Here is a 378-nt window from a genome sequence, read left to right on the forward strand (position 1 = left end):
GCCCCGCGCCCACGCCCCCGGTCGAGCGCCGCCCGCGCAGCCTCTACGTCACCGGGGTCGAGCGCTGGGTCCGCGACCCTTACGCCCTCTACGCCCGCCGCATCCTCAACCTCGAACCGATGGAGCGCCCCGGCGCCTCGGCCGAGGCCCTGGCGCGCGGCAACGCCGTGCACAAGGCCATCGAGCGCCTGACCGAGGACTGGCCCGACCTGCTGCCCGACGATCTCGACGCGGTGATCGAGCGCCTGCTGCTGGAAGAGCTGGGCGCCCACGGCTTCGAGGACGCCGCCATGGCCCGCGAGGCGCCGCTGGCGAGGAACGCCGCCCGCTGGCTGGCCGGGTTCGAGACGAACCGCCGTGCGCGCGGCGTCCAACTGC

The 378-nt window shown here is 75.7% G+C and carries 1 protein-coding gene; it reads left to right on the top strand.

All coding sequences use genetic code 11. The annotated features are described in order from the left end of the window. Nucleotides 1-378 (top strand): PD-(D/E)XK nuclease family protein (locus tag B2Y21_RS14445; protein WP_292060519.1); only part of this gene is annotated, 378 nt, incomplete at both ends.

The organism is Brevundimonas sp. UBA5936 (assembly GCA_002430835.1).
Lineage (GTDB): Bacteria > Pseudomonadota > Alphaproteobacteria > Caulobacterales > Caulobacteraceae > Brevundimonas.